17 protein-coding genes and 1 pseudogene are annotated in these 19,973 nt (G+C 71.0%); 14 read left to right on the forward strand and 4 right to left on the reverse strand.

The window, feature by feature from the left end; translation table 11 throughout:
- Positions 1 to 328, reverse strand: a pseudogene (locus tag ACWC09_RS46270) (hypothetical protein); the annotation flags it as partial.
- 199 nt (positions 329 to 527) lie between these two features.
- On the opposite strand from ACWC09_RS46270, the gene argH reads away from it, so the two are divergent.
- The 4 genes from argH (at position 528) to ACWC09_RS46290 (ending at position 5,252) form a co-directional block, all read left to right on the forward strand.
- Positions 528 to 1,955, forward strand: a complete 1,428-nt coding sequence (gene argH, locus ACWC09_RS46275) for an argininosuccinate lyase (protein WP_450857557.1) — start codon at positions 528 to 530, stop codon at positions 1,953 to 1,955.
- 169 nt (positions 1,956 to 2,124) lie between these two features.
- Positions 2,125 to 3,096 (forward strand): aldo/keto reductase, encoded by a 972-nt coding sequence (locus ACWC09_RS46280; RefSeq protein WP_450857559.1) that lies wholly within the window; start codon positions 2,125 to 2,127, stop codon positions 3,094 to 3,096.
- 81 nt (positions 3,097 to 3,177) lie between these two features.
- Positions 3,178 to 3,744, forward strand: coding sequence for a TetR/AcrR family transcriptional regulator (locus ACWC09_RS46285; protein ID WP_450857560.1), 567 nt, complete (start codon positions 3,178 to 3,180; stop codon positions 3,742 to 3,744).
- A complete protein-coding gene (locus ACWC09_RS46290) occupies positions 3,741 to 5,252 on the forward strand; it encodes an MFS transporter (RefSeq protein WP_450857561.1) in 1,512 nt (503 codons plus the stop codon). Before ACWC09_RS46285 ends, ACWC09_RS46290 begins: the two co-directional genes overlap by 4 nt.
- A 93-nt stretch (positions 5,253 to 5,345) precedes the next feature.
- Here ACWC09_RS46290 and ACWC09_RS46295 read toward each other — a convergent pair whose 3' ends face one another.
- Complete coding sequence (locus ACWC09_RS46295) at positions 5,346 to 6,017, reverse strand: lysophospholipid acyltransferase family protein (protein ID WP_450857563.1); 672 nt, start codon at positions 6,015 to 6,017, stop codon at positions 5,346 to 5,348.
- A 333-nt stretch (positions 6,018 to 6,350) separates the two neighbouring features.
- On the opposite strand from ACWC09_RS46295, the gene ACWC09_RS46300 reads away from it, so the two are divergent.
- The 3 genes from ACWC09_RS46300 to ACWC09_RS46310 all read left to right on the forward strand — a co-directional run bounded on the left by ACWC09_RS46300 (position 6,351) and on the right by ACWC09_RS46310 (position 8,638).
- Complete coding sequence (locus tag ACWC09_RS46300) at positions 6,351 to 7,514, forward strand: glycerophosphodiester phosphodiesterase (RefSeq protein ID WP_450857565.1); 1,164 nt, start codon at positions 6,351 to 6,353, stop codon at positions 7,512 to 7,514.
- 73 nt (positions 7,515 to 7,587) lie between these two features.
- Positions 7,588 to 8,094: an RNA polymerase sigma factor gene (locus tag ACWC09_RS46305; protein ID WP_450857567.1), complete on the forward strand. Its 507-nt coding sequence runs from the start codon at positions 7,588 to 7,590 to the stop codon at positions 8,092 to 8,094.
- Positions 8,095 to 8,140: 46 nt separating this feature from the next.
- Positions 8,141 to 8,638, forward strand: coding sequence for a GNAT family N-acetyltransferase (locus tag ACWC09_RS46310; RefSeq protein WP_450857569.1), 498 nt, complete (start codon positions 8,141 to 8,143; stop codon positions 8,636 to 8,638).
- Here ACWC09_RS46310 and ACWC09_RS46315 read toward each other — a convergent pair.
- Both ACWC09_RS46315 and ACWC09_RS46320 read right to left on the reverse strand, forming a co-directional pair.
- The gene (locus tag ACWC09_RS46315) at positions 8,628 to 9,071 is read right to left on the reverse strand and encodes a hypothetical protein (protein ID WP_450857571.1); all 444 of its coding nucleotides are present in this window, start codon (positions 9,069 to 9,071) and stop codon (positions 8,628 to 8,630) included. The two genes, ACWC09_RS46310 and ACWC09_RS46315, sit on opposite strands and share 11 nt — an antisense overlap.
- Positions 9,052 to 9,411, reverse strand: coding sequence for a hypothetical protein (locus tag ACWC09_RS46320; RefSeq protein ID WP_450857572.1), 360 nt, complete (start codon positions 9,409 to 9,411; stop codon positions 9,052 to 9,054). Before ACWC09_RS46320 ends, ACWC09_RS46315 begins: the two co-directional genes overlap by 20 nt.
- A gap of 69 nt (positions 9,412 to 9,480) precedes the next feature.
- Between ACWC09_RS46320 and ACWC09_RS46325 the strand changes: the two genes are divergently transcribed.
- The 7 genes from ACWC09_RS46325 (at position 9,481) to cobT (ending at position 19,894) form a co-directional block, all read left to right on the forward strand.
- On the forward strand, positions 9,481 to 10,131 hold the full coding sequence (locus tag ACWC09_RS46325) for an HAD-IA family hydrolase (RefSeq protein ID WP_450857574.1): 651 nt from the start codon (positions 9,481 to 9,483) through the stop codon (positions 10,129 to 10,131).
- A gap of 321 nt (positions 10,132 to 10,452) precedes the next feature.
- Entirely contained in the window at positions 10,453 to 11,496 is a 1,044-nt protein-coding gene (locus ACWC09_RS46330) for a methionine ABC transporter ATP-binding protein (protein ID WP_450857576.1), read from the forward strand.
- Complete coding sequence (locus ACWC09_RS46335; protein ID WP_450857578.1) at positions 11,493 to 12,200, forward strand: methionine ABC transporter permease; 708 nt, start codon at positions 11,493 to 11,495, stop codon at positions 12,198 to 12,200. Before ACWC09_RS46330 ends, ACWC09_RS46335 begins: the two co-directional genes overlap by 4 nt.
- A gap of 65 nt (positions 12,201 to 12,265) precedes the next feature.
- Positions 12,266 to 13,102 (forward strand): MetQ/NlpA family ABC transporter substrate-binding protein, encoded by an 837-nt coding sequence (locus tag ACWC09_RS46340; RefSeq protein ID WP_450857580.1) that lies wholly within the window; start codon positions 12,266 to 12,268, stop codon positions 13,100 to 13,102.
- Between the two features lie 142 nt (positions 13,103 to 13,244).
- Positions 13,245 to 13,883, forward strand: coding sequence for a GNAT family N-acetyltransferase (locus tag ACWC09_RS46345; protein WP_450857581.1), 639 nt, complete (start codon positions 13,245 to 13,247; stop codon positions 13,881 to 13,883).
- A 55-nt stretch (positions 13,884 to 13,938) separates the two neighbouring features.
- Positions 13,939 to 15,150, forward strand: a complete 1,212-nt coding sequence (cbiE, locus tag ACWC09_RS46350) for a precorrin-6y C5,15-methyltransferase (decarboxylating) subunit CbiE (protein WP_450857583.1) — start codon at positions 13,939 to 13,941, stop codon at positions 15,148 to 15,150.
- A 391-nt stretch (positions 15,151 to 15,541) separates the two neighbouring features.
- On the forward strand, positions 15,542 to 19,894 hold the full coding sequence (cobT, locus tag ACWC09_RS46355; protein WP_450857584.1) for a nicotinate-nucleotide--dimethylbenzimidazole phosphoribosyltransferase: 4,353 nt from the start codon (positions 15,542 to 15,544) through the stop codon (positions 19,892 to 19,894).
- The last annotated feature ends 79 nt before the right edge of the window (positions 19,895 to 19,973 follow it).

The following is a 19,973-nucleotide window of genomic DNA, read 5'->3' on the forward strand; positions in this document are numbered from 1 at the left end:
GGCGATGTCGGGGGTGTAGCCGCCGCCGCGGATCACTTCGTACATGATGCGGAAGAGTTGTCTCGTCGATCTGGGTCTGCAGGAGCGTCAGGTTCCGGGTGACCTCGGCCTGCGCGGAGGCGGGGATCGCGGGGAGCTTGGAGGCGACGTCCGGGCAGGTGATGGTGCCGGGGGACGCAGCCAGGGTCCGCGCGTTGTTACCGCTGCTCTTGGACGGCGTACCGGCGAGGGCGGTACCGACGATGATGGCCCCGGACAGCGCCACCGCGGCAGCGCCGCCGAGGATCACGACGCGACGCTTGTTGTACTTCGGAAGAGCCCTGGACATGCGGATGCCTCACTCGGGTCAAAGGAGTCGACGTTTACAAACGCGGCGCCTGCGTTCGGCGAGAGATACGGGAAAGCGGTTACGGGTGTTCAAGCCCCCCTCAGATTGACGATTCATGCAGAGTTCTGCATACTCATGCATAGCTAGTCTGTCGTCGGAGATCCGAGCCACCCACCAACCCTCCCTAGGAGCAACGCAAGTGAGCAGCAACAGCGGTGACGTACGGCTCTGGGGCGGCCGTTTCGCCGACGGTCCCGCCGAGGCCCTGGCGAAGCTGTCCGCGTCCGTCCACTTCGACTGGCGACTGGCGCCCTACGACATCGCCGGCTCGCGTGCGCACGCGCGCGTGCTGAACAAGGCGGGCCTGCTCACGGACGACGAGCTGACCCGGATGATCGAGGGCCTGGACCAGCTGGAGGCGGATGTCGCCGACGGCTCCTTCGTGGGCACGATCGCCGACGAGGACGTCCACACCGCCCTGGAGCGCGGCCTCCTGGAGCGCCTCGGCCCGGACCTCGGCGGCAAGCTGCGCGCCGGCCGCTCCCGCAACGACCAGGTCGCGACCCTCTTCCGCATGTGCCTGCGCGACCACGCCCGCACGATCGGCGGCCTGATCGCCGACCTCCAGGACGCCCTCGTCGGTCTGGCGGAGGCCCACCCGGACGTGGCGATGCCCGGCCGCACCCACCTCCAGCACGCCCAGCCGGTCCTGTTCGCCCACCATGTCCTGGCGCATGTGCAGTCCCTGTCCCGGGACGCGGAGCGGCTGCGCCAGTGGGACGAGCGCACCGCGGTCTCGCCGTACGGTTCGGGCGCCCTCGCGGGCTCCTCCCTCGGCCTGGACCCGGAGGCGGTGGCCAAGGACCTCGGCTTCGAGCACGGCAGCGTCGGCAACTCCATCGACGGCACGGCGTCCCGCGACTTCGTGGCGGAGTTCGCCTTCATCACGGCGATGATCGGCGTGAACCTCTCCCGGATCGCCGAGGAGGTCATCATCTGGAACACGAAGGAGTTCTCCTTCGTGACCCTGCACGACGCGTTCTCGACGGGCTCGTCGATCATGCCGCAGAAGAAGAACCCGGACATCGCCGAGCTCGCGCGCGGCAAGTCGGGCCGCCTGATCGGCAACCTGACGGGCCTCATGGCGACCCTCAAGGCCCTGCCCCTCGCCTACAACCGCGACCTCCAGGAGGACAAGGAGCCGGTCTTCGACTCCATCGACCAGCTGGAGATCCTGCTCCCGGCCTTCACCGGCATGATGGCGACCCTCACGGTCCACCGCGACCGTATGGAGGAACTGGCGCCGGCCGGTTTCTCCCTCGCCACGGACATCGCCGAGTGGCTGGTCAAGCAGGGTGTCCCGTTCCGGGTGGCCCACGAGGTCGCCGGCGAGTGCGTGAAGGCGGCAGAGGCCGAGGGCAAGGAACTGGACGAACTGACGGACGAGCAGTTCGCCAAGATCTCCGCCCATCTGACCCCCGAGGTCCGCACGGTCCTCAACGTCCCCGGCGCCCTCGCCTCCCGCAACGGCAGGGGCGGCACGGCCCCGAGCGCGGTCGCGATCCAGCTGGCAGAGGTGAAGGCCGACGTGGCGAACCAGCACACGTGGGCAACGGCCCGGCAGTAGGCCCGGAGGGGCGCGGGCCGCAGCAATGTGCGGCTCCGCCGCGTGGGCGCGAGCAACCACGAAGCACCCGCACGCGCGAACGCGCCGCACAACCCGAGCTCTGAGGCGAAGGTCATCGCGGGTTACGTTGGTCGGAAGCCGTACCGGACCCGACCGAACGGAGCCCGCGATGCCCTTCGCCCGACTGGCCACAGCAACAACCCCCACCTGCCACATCGGACTGGGCCTCGCCGCCGTCGGCCGCCCCGGCTACATCAACCTCGGCCGCGACGAAGACCTCGGAGACGACCGCAGCGTCGAAACGCTCCGCACCCGCACCCACGAACTCCTCGACGCCGCCTACGCCCAAGGCGTCCGCTACTTCGACGCGGCCCGCTCCTACGGCCGCTCCGAGGAGTTCCTCGCCGACTGGCTGAACGCCCGCCCCGACACCGGCGACATCGTCATCGGCAGCAAATGGGGCTACACGTACACCGCCGACTGGACCACGGACGCCCAGACGCACGAGGTCAAGGACCACACCGTCCAGACCTACGAGCGCCAGCGCGCCGAGACCGCCGCCCTTCTCGGCGACCACCTCGACCTCTACCAGATCCACTCGGTGACCCCGGACAGCCCGGCCCTCACCGACAAGGAACTCCACGCCAGGCTCGCCGAAGCCGCCGCCGGGGGAACCACCGTCGGCTTCTCCACCAGCGGCCCCGCCCAGGCGGACGCCATCCGCGCCGCGCTCGCCGTGACGGTCGACGGCGAGCCCCTCTTCCGTACGGTCCAGTCGACGTACAACGCCCTGGAGACATCGGCCGCCCCCGCCCTCGCCGAGGCACACGACGCCGGCCTCACGGTGATCATCAAGGAGGGCATGGCCAATGGCCGCCTCGCGGCCCCGAACGCCCCCGAGGCCCTCAAGGCGGTGGCCGCGGAAACGTCCCTCGGCTGCGACGCGGTCGCCCTCGCCCTGATCCTCCGCCGGCCCTGGGTCGGCGTGGTGCTCTCCGGCGCCGCAACGCTCGGTCAGCTCTCGTCCAACCTCCACGCGGCGGTCGTGGACCTGGACGAGGACCAGCTGACCCGCCTCGCCGCCCTCGTGGAGGAACCGCGGGCGTACTGGGAGCAGCGCAGCAGCCTGCCCTGGCACTGAAAACCCGGCATCACCCCATGCCCATGAGACGCTCATGCCCAGCATGAGACATCAATGTCTCATCTGGACTACACTCGTCTCATGCCCGTCGACCGCGATCATGTGCTCCGCACCGCCGCCGCCCTGCTGACCCGCAAGTCCACCGCCACGATGGACGAGGTCGCCAGGGCGGCCGGCATCAGCCGTGCCACCCTGCACCGCCAGTTCGCGGGCCGTGACGCGCTCGTACGGGCGCTGGAGTCGCTCGGCATCGCCGAGTGCGAGGCGGCACTGGACGCGGCCCGCCTGGACGAGGGTCCGGCACCCGAAGCCGTACGGCGTCTCGTCAAAGCCCTGGAGCCGGCAGCCGCCCTGCTCGCGTTCCTCTACACCGAGAACCAGCTGTTCGAGGGCGAGGGACAGAACGCGGGCTGGACCAGGATCGACGACCGTGTCGCCGCCCTGTTCCGCCGTGGCCAGGAGGCGGCCGAGTTCCGCATCGACCTCACCCCGGCCTGGCTCACCGAGGCGCTGTACGGCCTGCTGGCCTCCGGCGCCTGGGCGGTGACGGAGGGCCGGGTGGCCCCCAAGGACTTCACCCACATGATCGCCGAGCTGCTGCTCGGCGGCGCACTGCGACAGGACACTCCCCGAAGAGAGGAATCATGACCAGCACCCTGCAGCCGGCGATCACGACCGAGGCGGTGAAGCGCCCGGGCCGCTGGCTCGCGCTGTCCGTCCTCGTGCTCGCCGTGCTGCTGGTGGCCGTCGACGCGACCGTCCTCGGCCTGGCAACGCCCTACATCAGCGAGGACCTGAAGCCCTCCGGCACGCAGCTCCTGTGGATCGGCGACGTCTACTCCTTCGTCATCGCCGGCCTGCTCGTCTCGATGGGCAGCCTCGGCGACCGCGTGGGCCGCAAGCGCATCCTGCTCATCGGCGCCACGGCGTTCGGAGCGATATCGATCCTCAACGCCTATGCGACGACACCGGAGTTGATGATCCTGGCCCGGGCCCTGCTCGGCGTCGCCGGCGCGACCCTCATGCCGGCGACCCTCGCCCTGATCCGCAACCTCTTCCACGACCCGCGCGAACGCAGCCTGGCCGTGGGCATCTGGGGAGCAACCGCCTCCGCGGGCACGGCAATAGGCCCGATCGCGGGCGGCTTCCTGCTCGAACACTTCTGGTGGGGCTCGGTCTTCCTGATCAACCTCCCCGTGATGGCGGTCCTGGTCCTGGTGGGCATCCGCACCCTCCCGGAGTCCCGCAACCCCAACCCGGGCCCATGGGACCTGATCAGCGTCACCCTCTCGCTGGTGGGCGTCATCGGCGTCGTCTACGCGGTCAAGGAGGCGGCGACCCATGGCTTCGAGTGGCCGGCACTCGCCGCAGGCGCACTCGGCGCCACAGCCCTGGCCTGGTTCGTGCGCCGCCAACTGACCCTCCCCACGCCCCTGTTGGACATGCGCCTGTTCCGCAACCGAGGCTTCAGCGCCGCGGTCCTGGCCGACCTGCTGACCATCCTCGGCCTGTCCGGCCTGGTCTTCTTCCTCTCCCAGTACCTGCAACTCGTCCAGGGCAGGCGCCCGTTCGAGGCAGGCCTGGCCGAACTCCCCGCAGCGGTGGGCGCGGTGACGGCGGGCCTGATCGCGGGCCGAGCGGCCCGACGCTTCTCGGTCCGCGCCGTGGTCGCGGGCGGCCTCGCCGCAGTGGGCCTCGCCCTGGCGGCCCTCACCCTGCTCGACCAGTCCACCGGCTACCCCTTCCTGGGCACCGCCCTCCTGGTCGTGGGCACAGGCGCCGGCTTCTCCTTCACGGTGACGTCCGACGTGATCCTGTCCTCCGTACCGAAGGAACAGGCAGGCGCGGCGAGCGCGGTCTCGGAGACGGCGTACGAACTGGGCGCGGCCCTGGGGATCGCCGTACTGGGCTCGATCGTGTCGGGCGTGTACCGGGGCTTCCCTGCGCCGGCGGGCACTCCGGCCGGGGCCCACGAGTCACTGGGCGGCGCGGTGGAGGCGGCAACACATGTGCCGACAGCGGCGGGTCAGGAACTCCTGGCCTCGGCGCGAAACGCCTTCGTCGACGGCCTGTCGATCGCGGTGGCCGCGGGAGCAGCCGTACTACTGGCAACGGCGGTTGCGGCGTGGTTCATGCTCCGAAACGAACGGTTGTAGAGCGCCCCCTCAGGGGCGCGGGGCTGTGTCGATCTGCGGCTCCGCCGCGTGGGCGCGACCAGCCCCCACACACCCGCACCCGACGACGAACCTCTACGCGGCCTTCGCCTTGGTCGCGTACATGTCCACGTACTCCTGCCCGGACAACCGCATGACCTCGGTCATCACGGAATCCGTCACAGCCCGCAACACATACCGATCCCGGTCCATCCCGTCGTAACGGGAGAACTCCATCGCCTCGCCGAAACGAACAGTGACCCGCCCGGGCCGAGGCATCCCCGCCCCGCCCGGCTGCAACTTGTCCGTGCCGATCATCGCGAACGGAACCACCGGCGCCCCGGTCATCATCGTGAGCCGGGCGATCCCGGTGCGTCCCCGGTACAGCCGTCCGTCGGGCGACCGCGTGCCCTCGGGGTAGATCCCGAAGACCTTGCCCTCCTCCAGCACGCGGCGTCCGGTCATCAGCGCCGCCACACCACCGTTCGCACCGTCCCGGTCCACGGGGATCATGCCGACGCCGGTGAAGAACCAGGCCATGAGCCGGCCCTTGAACCCCTTGCCGGTGACGTACTCGTCCTTGCCGATGAAGAACACCTGCCGGTCGCACACGAGCGGCAGGATCATCGAGTCGATGAAGGTGAGGTGGTTGCCGGCCAGGATGACCGGACCGTCCTCCGGAATGTGCTCCACGCCCTCCACCTGTGGGCGGAACATCAGGCGCATGATCGGTCCGAGCACTGCCTTGATGAGCGCGAAGCGGGACAACGGGCCCTCCGATGTCAAGGGTTTCGGTATGAGTATGTGCAGGTGAGGACGATACTCCCGGTCCCCTGGGTCTCGCACATCGGGTTCACCCAGGTCTTACGCACTGTTGACGTACGTTTACCTGCGGTGACGTGCCGTTGCCTGCCGGTAACCCGGGCGGAACGATGTGACGGACGTCGCGTCCGCCGAAAGGGTGAGCCGACAACTCGTCAGACCCCTCTCCTCACACGACATCACGCGTCACCCGTGTGTTCCGGCCGAGGCCTCCCTCACGTCATGTCCACGCACCTACGATCGGCCCGCATCCAGAAGCCGACGTCAGGGGAGGCGCTCATGGCAACGCAGGAGAACGAGCAGACAGGCGGTACCGGGCGACGCGCGCTCCTCGGCGCGGCGGTGCTGGGCGCGGGCGGAGCCGTACTCGGCCTGTCCGGCACGGCGAGAGCCGCGGGCGCCGGGCACGGGGGCGGCGGGCTGAAGAGCCTGCCGAAGCCGACGATCATCGGGCACCGCGGCGCCAGCGGCTACCGGCCCGAGCACACCTTCGGCTCGTACAACCTCGCCCTCGACCTAGGCGCCGACGTCGTCGAGGCCGGCGACCTGGTGCCCACCAAGGACGGCCATCTGGTCTGCCGCCACGAGCCGGAGATCGGCGGGACCACGAACGTCGCCGACCACCCCGAGTTCGCCGACCGCAGGACCACCAAGGTGCTCGACGGCGTCTCCACCACCGGCTGGTTCACCGAGGACTTCACGCTCGCCGAGCTGAAGACCCTGCGCGCCGTCGAGCGCATCCCGGCCAACCGCCCGCACAACACGCTCTACAACGGCCGCTGGGAGATCCCCACCTTCGAGGAAGTCCTGAAGTGGCAGGACGAGCAGACCCGCAGGCGCGGCAAGCAGGTCTGGATCTACCCCGAGACCAAGCACCCCACCTACTTCCGCAAGCTGGGCCTGGGTCTTGAGGAGCGGGTGGCCAAGCTGCTGCACAAGTACGGCAAGGACCAGCGGAACTCGCCGGTCATCCTGCAGTCCTTCGAGCCGAGCAGCATCCAGAAGCTGAACACCCTGGTCGACAACCCCCTCGTCGTGCTGCTGTCCGCCGCCGACTCCCGCCCCTGGGACTTCGTCGAGGCCGGCGACCCGCGCACCGTCGCCGACCTGATCACCGCGAAGGGGCTGCGTGAGATCGCCGGCTACGCGCAGGGCATCGGCCCGACCCTGGACCTGGTCATCACCAAGAAGGCGGACGGCAGTCTCGACAGGACGACCACGCTCGTCGCCGACGCGCACAAGGTCGGCCTGATCCTGCACCCGTACACGATGCGCAACGAGAACCCCTTCCTGCCCGCGAACTTCCGCAAGGGCACGGCCGTGGACGGCTACGGCGACCCCTTCGGGGCGTTCAGGACCTACTTCGCCACCGGCATCGACGGCGTCTTCACCGACAACGCCGACACCGGCGTCCTCGCCCGCGCGGACTTCGTCAACGGCTGAGCCACCGACCCCGGTTGGGGTGATCATCGGCCGCCCGGGGAACCCGAGACCGGGCGGCCGCGTCGTGCCGCATGTGACACACGAGCTCGTCGCCGCCCTGCGCCCCCTGCTCGCCGCCGAGGCCGTCGCGGAGGCACGTGCCTCCGGAACCGAGTCCGCCGACCTGGAACAGGCGGTCTGGCTCCGCCTCCTGGAGCGCCTCGACGCGGACGACCCACCCGTCGACCCGCCCGGCTGGCTGCGCCGCGCCGTCCGCTCCGAGGCCCGCCGCAGCCGCCGTACCACTCGCCATGAACGGCCCTACGACACCGAGCCCGCCGCCGACACCGACGCCGACCCCGCCCACCTCGCGCTGGCCGCCGCCCGTCGCCGGGCTCTGCGCGACGCGGTCCGTCGGCTGCCCGGCCGCTGCCCCGGTCTGATGGAGGCCCTGCTCTCGCCGAACGACCTGACATACCGGGAAATCGCGGGGGAGTTGGGTATGTCACAGGGCAGTCTGGGCCCGGAACGTTCGAGATGTCTGGGATGTCTCCGTCGATTGCTCACACCGGAGGTTGCGGCCCGCGAAGGGCGGGGATAGGAGTGAGGGACAACGTGGCGATCAGGTGAGCGGGAGGCGTGCGCACATGGGCATGAGCGTGACCATCTCGGTGGCGACCGAGCAGGATGCAGAGCAGATCTTCAAGCTCCAGTACCTGTGCTTCCAGAGCGAGGCGGCGCTGTACGGCAACTACCGCATCGACCCGCTCGTCCAGACCCTGGACTCGGTCCGTCAGGAGGTGGCCGCCGACTGCGTCTTCGTGGCTCGGCTCGGCGAGGAAGTGGTCGGCTCGGTGCGCGGCCGGGTGACCGAGGACGGCTCCGCCGCCATCGGCAAGCTCTGCGTCCACCCGCGCATGCAGGGCCACGGCATCGGCGCGCGACTGCTGCGCGCGGCCGAGACGGCCCTGGTGGAGGAGCGCGGCGCCACCAGGTTCCGCCTGCACACCGGCCATCGCAGCGAGGGCAACCTCCGGCTGTACCGCCGGGTGGGGTACCAGACGGTGGGCACGTCCCAGGGCGCGGACGGCGTCCCGATGATCGTCCTGGAGAAGCCGGCCGGGGCGTATGTGACTACTGCGTGACCGTGCGGTTCTTCCGGAGCCAGTAGAGCGCGGAGAGCGGCAGCAGCACGGGGATGAAGACGTACCCCATGCCGTAGTACGACCACACCGTCGAGTCCGGGAAGGCCCCACGGTCGACCAGGGTCCAGGTGCCGACGATCAGGACACCCGCGAGTTCGGCGGCGCAGCACACCTGCGCCGCCCTGCGGGCCCTCTCCCCGCCCCGCACCAGCGAGTACGTGATGAACCCGTACACCACACCCGCGACCGCCGACAGCGAGTAGGCGAGCGGTGCCCGGTCGAACTCGGTGGCGATCTGGTAAACGGAGCGCGAGACCGCGCCGACGACCATCACGCCGTAGAACCAGACGAGCAGCATGCCCGGCCCGCTGATCAGCCGTGTCCTCGTCGGTTTCTCCTCCACCGCGGCCACCTCAGCCTCCCCAGATGTCATAGAGCCGTACCTCCAGCACGGCCAGCACCACACCGCCGGCGGCGACCGTCACCGAGCCCCACCGGGTGCGCTCCGCCAGCGACATGAACCCGGCGGCCGGGACGCACGCGAAGGCGCCCAGCAGATACGCCACGAAGATCGTCGTGCCCTGATCCGGCTTCTCGCCCCGCGACAGCAGCACGATCCCGACCACCAGCTGCACCACGGCCAGCAGCGAGACCACGGCCATCCCGATGAAGTGCCAGTCCTTCGTCGGCTGGTCACGGTAGGCCGCCCACCCGCACCAGGCGGCGAGCAGCAGCGCGGCGACGCCCGTCACCAGCGTCAGGACATTGAGCATGCAGCGACCTTATTACGGGCCAAACGGCCCGATGCCGTCGCCCCCGCCGTACGCCGTAGGGTCTGGACCATGACGTTCCACGCGCGGGCCCTGCTCTTCGACAACGACGGCACCCTCGTCTCCTCCCTCGACTCCGTGCAGCGCTGCTGGATGCGGTGGGCGCGGGAGTACGGGCTCACCGCCGAGGACTTCGGCCGGGTCGAACTGCACGGGCGGCCGGCCGTGGAGATAGCCGCCGACCTGCTGCCCGCCGAGCTCGTGCCGGAGGCGGTCGCGCGGATCGAGCTGCTGGAGGTGGAGGACGTGCCCAACGGGGGCGTTCATCTGCTGCCCGGCACCAAGGACTTCCTCGACGCGCTGCCCGCCGACCGCTGGGCCGTCGTCACCTCGGCCACCCGCCGCCTCGCCGAGGCCCGCCTCGACGCCGTCGGCATCCTCCCCAAGACGCTCATCGCCGCCGACGACATCACCCGCGGCAAGCCCGACCCCGAGCCCTACCTTCTCGCCGCCCGTCAGCTGGGCGTCGACCCGGCCCACTGCGTCGTCTTCGAGGACGCGCCCGCAGGCCTCGCGGCCGGTCGGGCCGCCGGTATGACCACCGTGGCATTGACCACAACCCACCAGGCCCATGAGCTGGACGCCGACCTTGTGGTCAAGGACCTCTCGGCCCTGTCCGCGCTGGTCACCGACGAGGGAGTGGAGATCTCCGTCCGCCGCTGACACCTGTCCACCGCCGTCCACCATGCGGACGGCGGTTCTTGGTCACTTCCATACGTCTGTTTTACTGATCTCATGACCACGACGAGCTGCCGCACCCTTGCGACCGAGGCGACCCCGACGCCCGGTGCTCGTTGTATGTGTCGAATGCGCGCCTTCTAGAGGGCCCCTGCACTACCCGTGAGCCTCGCTCCCCGAAGCGAGCTGCCGCGGCATGTCCGTACGCCATGAATCCCGTACGAGACCGAGCCGCCCGCGCATGACTTTCCTCCCGTACCAGGGCACACCCACGCCCGCGTACTCGACAGTGACGGAACACCCCCTGTGATCACGACATCAGGCCTGACGAAGATCTATCGGGCCCACCGCTCGCGCGGCCGTGAGGTCGTCGCCCTGGACGGCGTCGACCTGAACGTCCGCGAAGGCGAGGTGTACGGCGTCATCGGCCAGTCCGGCGCCGGCAAGTCCTCGCTCATCCGCTGCGTCAACCTGCTGGAGCGCCCGACGTCCGGGACGGTCACCGTCGCCGGGCAGGACCTCACCGCCCTCGCCGGGCGCGGTCCCCGGGCCGGCAAGGAGCTGCGGCGGGCGCGCAGCCGTATCGGCATGGTCTTCCAGCACTTCAACCTGCTGTCCTCCCGGACCGTCCAGGACAACGTCGAGCTGCCGCTCGAGATCCTCGGCAAGTCCGGCAAGGAGCGCTCGCGCAAGGCCCTCGAACTTCTCGACCTCGTCGGGCTCGCCGACAAGGCCACGGCCTATCCCGCCCAGCTCTCCGGCGGCCAGAAGCAGCGCGTCGGCATCGCCCGCGCCCTGGCCGGCGACCCCAAGGTGCTGCTGTCCGACGAGGCGACCAGCGCCCTCGACCCGGAGACCACCCGCTCGATCCTCCAGCTGCTGCGCGACCTGAACCGGCAGCTGGGCCTCACCGTCCTGCTCATCACCCACGAGATGGACGTCGTGAAGTCGATCTGCGACTCGGCCGCACTGATGGAGAACGGCCGCATCGTCGAGTCCGGCACGGTCAGCGAACTGCTCGCGACCCCCGGCTCGCAGCTGGCCTCCGCGCTCTTCCCGGTCGGCGGCGAGGCCACCGACGACGACCGGACCGTCGTCGACGTCACCTTCCAGGGCGAGGCCGCCACCCAGCCGGTCATCTCCCGGCTCTCGCGCACCTACAACATCGACATATCGATCCTCGGCGCGGCCATCGACACCGTCGGCGGACTCCAGGTCGGCCGGATGCGCATCGAACTGCCCGGCCGCTACGAGGACAACGTCGTGCCGATCGGCTTCCTGCGTGAACAGGGTCTGCAGATCGATGTCCTGGGCCAGGAGCCCGTTCTGCTGGTGGAGGGTGCCAAGTGAGCTGGTCGGAGATGTCGCCGCTGCTGTCCCAGGCGTGTGGGGACACGCTGTACATGGTCGGCTGGTCCACGCTCATCGCCGTCGGCGGCGGACTTCCGCTGGGCATTCTGCTCGTCCTGACGGACCGGGGCGGGCTGCTGCAGAACGCCGTCGCCAACAAGGTCATCGGGCAGATCGTGAACGTCGCCCGGTCGATGCCGTTCATCATCCTGATGGTCGCGCTGATGACCTTCACGCGCTGGATCACCGGGACCACCATCGGCCGTGAGGCCGCGATCGTGCCGCTCGCCGTCGGAGCCATCCCGTTCTTCGCGCGCCTCGTCGAGACGGCTGTCCGCGAAGTGGACGGCGGGCTGGTCGAGGCCGTGCAGTCGATGGGCGGCAACACCTGGACGATCGTCCGCAAGGTGCTCGTACCGGAGTCGCTGCCCTCGCTCATCGCCGGCACCACGACCACGGTCGTCGCTCTCATCGGCTACTCCGCCATGGCCGGCACGGTCGGCGCCGGCGGACTCGGTGACATCGCCATCCGCTACGGCTACCAGCGCTTCGAGACCGAGCTGATGTGGATCACGGTGGCGATCCTCGGCGTCGTCATCTCGCTGATCCAGTTCGCCGGCGACTTCGCGGCACGCTCGCTGCACGGTCGGGGCGGCCGCTCCGGTCCGGCGCCGAAGCTGCGCCTGCTGAAGGCCAAGGCGTAAGCCTCCACAGACTCCCCGCACCACCCATCGCGGGGTCGCTGCACCCATTTGGAAAGGCACTTTTCGTGCGTAACACCGTAAAGCTCACCACCGCCGTCCTCGCCGCCGGAGCCCTCACCTTCGGGCTCACCGCCTGCGGCTCGGGCACGGACTCGGCCGCCGGCTCGTCCGACCACAGCGGACCGCTGGTCGTCGCCGCGAGCCCCACTCCGCACGCCGAGATCCTGAACTTCGTCAAGAAGAACCTGGCGAAGAAGGCCGGACTCGATCTGGAGGTCAAGGAGTTCCAGGACTACATCGTCCCGAACACCGCGACCGAGGACGGCTCGGTGGACGCCAACTACTTCCAGAACCAGCCGTACCTGGACGACTTCAACAAGAAGCGCGGCACCCACATCGTGCCCGTCGTCACGGTCCACCTGGAGCCGCTCGGCCTCTACTCCCACAAGGTCAAGAAGGCCGACGCCCTGAAGAGCGGCGCGACGATCGCCGTCCCGAACGACGCCGTGAACGAGGCGCGCGCCCTGAAGCTGCTCGCGGCGGGTGGACTGATCACGCTCAAGGACGGCGCGGGCAGCGAAGCGACCCCGCAGGACATCTCCAGGAACCCGAAGAACCTCACGTTCAAGGAGGTCGAGGCGGCCCAGACCGCACGCTCCCTGGAGGATGTGGACGCCGCGGTCGTCAACGGCAACTACGCCATCTCCGCCGGCATCAAGCCCGCCAAGGAGGCCCTCGTCCTGGAGTCCGCGAAGAACAGCCCCTACGGCAACTTCCTCGCGGTCAAGAAGGGCAACGAGAAGGACCCGCGCGTCAAGAAGCTCGCCAAGCTCCTCACCTCCCCCGAGGTGAAGAAGTTCATCGAGGACAAGTACCAGGGCTCGGTCGTCCCCTCGTTCTAACCTCACGTATACGGCGTATCGCCACGCACGGGGTCCACTCGCTCACCGCGAGTGGACCCCGTCGTGCGGTTCGGCGGTCTCATGCTGCATGCTGGGCAGTTCAGCAGGACTTGAAGGTTTTCCGAAGGTTACGGAGCGGCGCATGAGTGGCACCTTCCCCAACATCTCCATCAGCACGGAGCGGTTGGTGCTGCGTCCCCTCGACGAGGATGATGTGCCCGCCCTGGCCGAGATGATGAACGACGAACAGGTCGGTGCCTGGACGGACGTTCCCCAGCCCTACTCGGAGGACCAGGCCCGCACCTGGATCACCGAGTACGCGCCCGCCGAGCGGGAGTCGGGCCGCGGACTCGATCTCGCCGTGACGGAATTCCTCACCCAGCGCCTGGTCGGCATCGTCCAACTCGCCAAGACCAACTGGCACGTTCGGTCGACCGAGCTGTCGTACATCATCGCCCCCTGGGCCCGTGGCGAGGGCTACGCCTCCGAAGCCGCGCTCGTCACCGCCCAATGGCTCTTCAGCGACCAGAAGTTGGAGCGTATCGAGCTCCGCACGGCCGCCGACAACACCGCCTCCCAGCAGGTCGCGCAGAAGATCGGTTGTATCAGTGAGGGCGTTCTGCGCAACGCCTGCATAGCGCGCATCCGTGCCGAGGACGGCACCTGGAGCGACTTCCGCACCGACTACATCGTGTGGAGCCTGCTGCCCGAGGACCTGGACGGGGCGGGCGACCAACTGGCCGACTCCGGTGGTTTCACCTCGTTCACCGACTGGAACTGAACCCAGGTACCCTCTCGGAGCCCGACCTGCGTAAACCCCCTGGAGACCGACGACTATGGCCGACCGCGTCACGGTGATCGGCTGGGACGGCTCGCCGCTGACCGCCGCGGGGCGCTCCGCCCTGGGCGCCGCCACCCTGGTGGCCGGTGCCGCCCACCACCTGGCGCTGCCCGAGGTACCGCCCGCGGCGGAGCGCATCCGCCTGGGCAGCGTCGCCCTCGCCGCCCGCCGGATCGCCGGCCACCGGGGCACCGCGGTGGTGCTCGCGGACGGCGACCCCGGGTTCTTCGGAGTCGTACGGAGCCTGCGGGCGCCCGAGTTCGGCCTGGAGGTCGAGGTCGTCCCCGCGGTCTCCTCCGTCGCCGCCGCCTTCGCCCGCGCCGGCATGCCCTGGGACGACGCACAGGTGGTCGTCGCACACCGACGCACCCTGCGACGCGCGGTGAATGTGTGCCGCGCCCACACCAAGGTCGCCGTCCTCACCTCGCCCGGCGCCGGCCCCGCGGAACTCGGCCTCCTCCTCGAAGGCGTCCACCGCACCTTCGTCATCTGCGAGGAACTCGGCACCGAGCGTGAACGGGTCACGATCCTCACCTCCGACAAGGTCGCCGACCACGCCTGGCGCGACCCGAACGTCGTCATCGTCATCGGCGGCACCAGCACCGCGGCGGACGGCGGCGGATGGATCGCCGGCCGCGACCCGGCCGTCGCGCCGCGCGGCTGGACCCTGCCCGCCGAGTCCTACGGCGGGCTCATGGGCGAAGGCGAACTGGAACCGCTGCGCGCGGCCCAACTCGCCCGCCTCGGCCCGCGCGTCGGCGACCTCGTCTGGGACATCGGCTGCGGCAGCGGAGCCTTCGCCACGGAGGCAGCCCGCGCCGGCGCCGCAGTCATCGCCGTCGACAGCGACCCACGGGCCTGCGAACGCACCGAGTCCAACGCGCGGGCCTTCGGCGTCCAGCTCCAGACCGTCCGCGGCACCGCCCCGCACGTCCTGGAGAACCTCCCCGAACCGGACGTCGTCCGCGTCGGCGGCGGGGGAGCGGCCGTGGTCTCCGCGGTCGCCGACCGCCGCCCGCAGCGCATCGTCACCCACGCCTCGACCCGCGACGCCGCCGAACTCATCGGCCGCGACCTGACCGAGCACGGCTACGAGGTCGAGTGCGCCCTCCTCCAGTCCGTCGAACTCGACACCCGGGCCTGGACGGAGAAGGAGCGGAGCGTTGTGTTCCTGCTCAGCGGCGCACTCCCGGAGCGCACCGCGTGACTCCGTCCGCGTCCCAGTGATCCTGTTTTCTGCCGTCCCGGTGATCCTGTAGTCGTACCGCGCGCGGTAGGCTGGCCGACCGTTGTACCGCACCGGGTGGCCCGGCATTTCGTTCGCCAATGTCCGGAAAACGCGCCCCATTTGGGGTGGGTGTGGTATGGCAGAACCGGAGGACGCGCAACGTGGCGTAGTCCACAGCGGACCGTCGCGGATCAAGCTGTCGTGACGGAGGGACGACCGGGACAATGCCACTGAATGGCTTTGTCGCCTTTTAGGGACGGGTCGTTCGTGCCGCTGGGCACACATGCTCGTTCTTCACTGCGGGGGCGGTCGGTGCGCCGTTCCCGGCGGGCTTGACCGAGAAGCACTAACCGATGGGCGAGGGGTACGCATGACCGACACCGGCCAGGTCCCGGGCGAGGGACTGCCGGAGAACTCAGGCATGGTGGAGCAGCCGGGCGTTGCCGCGCACGGTGCGTACACCTACCTCTCCGAGACCACCGCCGAGGACGAAGACCTGTTGCTGCTGCCGGGCGCGCAGAGCCCCTGGGGCAACGAGGTCGCCCCGCCCGCGCCGGAGCCGGTCGTCGAGACCGTGCACGAGCCGGGCCCGCACGAGATGGCGGGTCGCGACAGCGGCTCCGTCGACCTCAGCGGCGTCCGCCTCCCGAACCAGGCGCCGATCCCGCCCATCACCCCACGCCGTCCGCTCCACCTCGGCCCGCCCCTCCCCGACACGTCCGCCAGCCCGGTCCGCTCCCTCGCCGACCGCGGCCCCGCCGGCGCCCCGGTCCGCCACCCCGGCCCCCCGACGGTCGGCCCCGAATACCTCGACGCCACCCAGGTCCGCGAGATGCCCCCGCAGGGCGCGATCCCGTGGAGCGCCCAGGCGCCGGGCGCGGTACAGGCACCGGTCAGCGCCGAGGCACCGGCTGCCGAAACGGTTGTTCCGCCTCAGCAGCACGCCGAGCCGGCGGGCGTCGCCCAGGCCGTCATGGCCCGCGTCGCGACGGAGGCGGGGGCCGCCGCGCAGGAGCCGGACGGTGGGTACGGCGGGCACGCCGCTCAGAGCACCGCGCTTTCCCACGATGCGCAGACCGGACAGAACACCGGGACCACGTACGACCCACAGGCCGCGGGCACCGCGGATGCCGCCGGCGCGGCGTACGGCCCGGAGGGCACGGAGGTTCCTGTCGGGGCGCCTGCCGGGGAGGGTGGGTACGTCCCTGTGGGAGTGTCCGCCGCGGAGGGTGGGTACGCCGTCGGGACCGGAGCCGCCGCGGGCGGGTTCCCCGCGGATCCAGGGCACTTGTCCGGAGGGTTCGCTGCGGAGAACGCACCCGTGGCTCCGGGTGGCCTTCCCGCGGAGGGCGGCCCGGCGTTCGAGGCTGGTCCCGCCACGCAGGGCGGGCACGACGCTGCGTCCGGCCTCCCCGCCGACAACGGCCATGTCGCTGCGGCCGGACGTGCCGCGGAGAACGCGCATGCAGCTCGGAGCGGCCCTGCCGATGGCAGCGGGCTCATGGGCGCGGAGGGCGCGCATGCCGCTCCGATCGGCCCCGCAGCTGACGGCGAACAGGCAGCCGCAGGCGCGTTCGCCGTCGAAGGCGAGCAGGCCGCGGTGACCGGGCCGGCGGTGCCCGTCGGCCCCATCGAGCAGGTCCCGCAGACAGCCGTCGCTGCTCCGTCCACTTCGGACGCCGCGCAGGCAGGCCCGACCGGAATCGGCCCGGAAGCGGAGCCGACTCCCGAAGCCGGGCTCGCACCGGAGGCCGGGCAGACCGGTGCCGCGCCCGCCGCCGACACCGCTGCGGCGGCTGTCATGGAGGTCGAAGTCGAGGCGACCCAGCGCCCGGACGCAGGTTCGCTTCCTGGAGCCGCGCACGCCGCCGAGGGTGCGTCGACACCCGAGAGCGCGCAGTTCGCCGAGGCCGTCGCGCCCGCCGACGGGCTCGTGCCTGGTGGTGTGCAGGTTGCCGAGGGCGTCGTGTCCGGTGGCGCGCAGTTCGTGGAGGGCGTTGCGCCGGGGAGTGCGGAGTCCAGCGCGACTGCCGCTCCCGAGCCCGCTGAGCTCTCCGATGCCGGGACGCCCGAGCCGGGCCGGCGGCCCGATGCCGTGGCGCCCGAGGCCATGCGGTTGCCGGAGGCCGTGGTGCCTCAAGCCCCGCAGACGCCGGAAGCCGTGGCGTCCGAAGCCGTGCGGTTGCCGGAGGCCGCTGTGCCCGAAGCCCCCCGGACACCCGAGCCCGCCGCACCCGACGCCACCCCGGCCGTCCACCCCGCCCTGGTCGACCACTTCGACCCCGCCCATGCGTCCGGCCCCGAGCCCGCCGAGGTCATCGACCCGGCCGTACCCGCGCACGCGCCCGGCACCGTCGTAACCCCCGAGTCCCCGGAAGCCGTCCTCCCGTCGGCTCCCGACGCGACGCACCCCCCGCAGCCGACGGACGCCTCCGCGGCACCGACCGGAGACGCCACCATCACCACCGATCCCTCAGCCGCCCAGGTCCAGAGCCCGCACGCGGTACCCGGCGCCCAGCCCGGTCCGGACGCCGCCCCGCACGGGGGCCCGAGCGCCGATGCCCCGGTCGAAGCCGTCCAGTCCCTGGCCGCGGCGAACGCCCCGGCACCCATCCCCGAGGACCAGCCGGGCACCCAGGTGGACTCCGCCTTCGCCCCCCAGCCCCTCGCCGTGAACTCCGCCGGGCCCGCCCCGGGCGACACCACGGGCGCCAACCCGCCCGTCATCCCCCTGGAGCCCCGACCCGACCAGTCCCTCGGCCAGTTCGTCCCCGTGGAGGGCTCGATCCCCACCACCCCCCACCTCGCGCCGACCCCGCCCCACGCGCTCGTCCTCCCCACGGAGGAAGCACAGGCATCCGGCGCCACGGTCCCCGCCCCGCGCGAGGCCGACCCCGAACTCGTTCAGCACGCGGACGACCTGGACACCCGGGCCGCCGACCAGGAAGAAGAGAGCACGGCCGCAGTGGAAGACGTACGGCAGTCCACCGGTCCGGCAGCGCCCGCCTATGACGAGGCGGAGCGCGAGGCCGTGATGAAGGTCATGCGAGAGCGCCGGGACATCCGCAACGGCTTCCGCAGCGACCCGATCCCGCACGAGGTGCTGCTCCGCGTCCTGGAGGCCGCGCACACCGCCCCGTCCGTCGGCCACTCCCAGCCCTGGGACTTCGTCGTGATCCGCTCCGCGGACACCCGGCGCACCATGCACGAGCTGGCCATGCGGCAACGGGACGCGTACGCCAAGTCCCTCCCGAAGGGCCGGGCCAAGCAGTTCAAGGAACTGAAGATCGAGGCCATCCTCGACACCCCGGTGAACATCGTCGTCACCGCGGACCCGACGCGCGGTGGACGCCACACCCTCGGCCGGCACACCCAGCCGCAGATGGCCCCGTACTCCGCCGCCCTCGCCGTCGAGAACCTCTGGCTCGCCGCCCGTGCCGAGGGCCTCGGCGTCGGCTGGGTCAGCTTCTTCGACGAGCGGGAGATGGTGCGGGCGCTCGGGCTGCCCGAGCACCTGGAGGTCATCGCGTACCTGTGCGTGGGTTACGTCGACGAGTTCCCGGACGAGCCCGAGCTGATGCAGGCCGGCTGGTCCAAGCGCCGCCCGCTGTCCTGGGTCGTGCACGAGGAGACGTACGGCCGTCGCGCGCTGCCCGGCGAGGAGCCGCACGACCTGCTCGCCGAGACCGTCGCGCAGATCCGCCCGCTGGACGCCAAGGCGCTCGGCGAGGCCTGGGAGCGGCAGAAGCGCATGACCAAGCCGGCCGGCGCGCTCGGCATGCTGGAGATCATCTCGGCGCAGCTGTCCGGGCTCTCGCGCCAGTGCCCGCCGCCGATCCCGGAGCCCGCGGCCGTCGCGATCTTCGCCGGGGACCACGGCGTGCACGCCCAGGGCGTCACCCCCTGGCCGCAGGAGGTGACGGCGCAGATGGTCGCCAACTTCCTCGGCGGCGGCGCGGTCTGCAACGCCTTCGCCGGACAGGTGGGCGCCGAGGTGTGCGTGGTGGACGTCGGCGTGGCCACCGAACTCCCCGCGACCCCTGGCCTTCTGCCCCGCAAGATCCGCGCGGGCACCTCCGACATGACCGCGGGCCCCGCGATGACCCGCGAGGAGGCCAAGCTGGCCATCGAGGTCGGCATCGAGACCGCCCGCGACCTGGTGGCGGCCGGCAACAAGGCCCTGCTGACCGGTGAGATGGGCATCGCGAACACCACCGCGTCCGCCGCGCTCATCTCCGTCTTCACGGACACCGACCCCGCCGAGGTCACCGGCCGCGGCACCGGCATCAACGACGAGACGCTGGCCCGCAAGACCGAGGTCGTCCGCCGCGCCATCGAACTCCACCACCCGGACCCGGCCGACCCCGTCGGCGTGCTCGCCGCGATCGGCGGCTTCGAACACGCGGCGATGGTGGGCCTGCTGCTGGGCGGTGCCTCCCTGCGCACCCCCGTCATCCTGGACGGCGTCAGCGCCGGCGCCGCCGCCCTGGTCGCCCGCGCGATCGCCCCCGAGGTCCTCGCGGCCTGCATCGCGGGCCACCGCAGCGCCGAGCCCGGCCATGTGGCCGCCCTCAACAAGCTCGGCCTGCGCCCCCTGGTCGACCTCGACCTCCGCCTCGGCGAGGGCACGGGCGCCCTCCTGGCCCTCCCTCTGGTGCAGAGCACGGCCCGGGCCATGCACGAGGTGGCGACCTTCGACTCCGCGGGCGTCACCGAGAAGTGACTCCGTACCGGGGTGGGGTACGCGCTCCTGCGTGCACCCCACCCCGGCCGTACGCTGAACCCGAACCTTAGAATCCGCA

It is taken from the genome of Streptomyces sp. NPDC001617, from assembly GCF_053596855.1.

Bases quoted from the DNA above. Each gene is read 5' to 3' on its own strand.
- ACWC09_RS46280 (WP_450857559.1), top strand. From the start codon at position 2,125: ATGCCCTTCGCCCGACTGGCCACAGCAACAACCCCCACCTGCCACATC.
- ACWC09_RS46285 (WP_450857560.1), top strand. From the start codon at position 3,178: ATGCCCGTCGACCGCGATCATGTGCTCCGCACCGCCGCCGCCCTGCTG.
- ACWC09_RS46290 (WP_450857561.1), top strand. From the start codon at position 3,741: ATGACCAGCACCCTGCAGCCGGCGATCACGACCGAGGCGGTGAAGCGC.
- ACWC09_RS46300 (WP_450857565.1), top strand. From the start codon at position 6,351: ATGGCAACGCAGGAGAACGAGCAGACAGGCGGTACCGGGCGACGCGCG.
- ACWC09_RS46310 (WP_450857569.1), top strand. From the start codon at position 8,141: ATGGGCATGAGCGTGACCATCTCGGTGGCGACCGAGCAGGATGCAGAG.
- ACWC09_RS46315 (WP_450857571.1), bottom strand. From the start codon at position 9,071: ATGACATCTGGGGAGGCTGAGGTGGCCGCGGTGGAGGAGAAACCGACG.
- ACWC09_RS46320 (WP_450857572.1), bottom strand. From the start codon at position 9,411: ATGCTCAATGTCCTGACGCTGGTGACGGGCGTCGCCGCGCTGCTGCTC.
- ACWC09_RS46325 (WP_450857574.1), top strand. From the start codon at position 9,481: ATGACGTTCCACGCGCGGGCCCTGCTCTTCGACAACGACGGCACCCTC.
- ACWC09_RS46345 (WP_450857581.1), top strand. From the start codon at position 13,245: ATGAGTGGCACCTTCCCCAACATCTCCATCAGCACGGAGCGGTTGGTG.
- cbiE (WP_450857583.1), top strand. From the start codon at position 13,939: ATGGCCGACCGCGTCACGGTGATCGGCTGGGACGGCTCGCCGCTGACC.
- cobT (WP_450857584.1), top strand. From the start codon at position 15,542: ATGACCGACACCGGCCAGGTCCCGGGCGAGGGACTGCCGGAGAACTCA.